General features: G+C 34.3%; 1 pseudogene. It reads left to right on the top strand.

The window, feature by feature from the left end:
• Nucleotides 1–507: pseudogene (locus LS72_RS11165) on the top strand (hypothetical protein); the annotation flags it as partial.

Here is a 507-nt window from a genome sequence, read left to right as displayed (position 1 = left end):
TAACACTAAGAACATAGGAACCTTTAGCAATGCTAATGGTGGAACTATCACAAATCAAGTTACTAATAAAGGAACTATCACAAGCTTTGATAATAAAGGAATCTTAAGTGGTGGATTTGTAAATGATAATAATGCAATCTTAACAAACTTTAGTAATGCTTCTAATCTAGGAACCTTGAGTAATAAAGGAACCCTAACAAATATTACTAACACTGGAAGCATTGCTAATCTTACTAACACCAAAAACTTAGGAACCTTTACGAACACTGGAGCCCTAACTACTCTTAGCAACACTGGAAGTGCTGGAAGTATTACTAATAAAGGAACCATCACCAACCAGGTTAAGAATCAAGGAACCATTGCACACTTTGATAACCAAGGGAACTTAAATGGTGGATTTGTAAATGATACAGGGGCTACCTTAAGCAAATTTAGTAATACTAAAAATATAGGAACCTTTAGTAACCTTGGAACTATCACTAGTCAAGTTAAGAATCAAGGAACCAT

Source organism: Helicobacter apodemus, assembly GCF_000765745.2.
Classification (GTDB): Bacteria; Campylobacterota; Campylobacteria; order Campylobacterales; family Helicobacteraceae; genus Helicobacter_D; species Helicobacter_D apodemus.
This window is presented reverse-complemented; position numbering and strand designations above follow the sequence as displayed.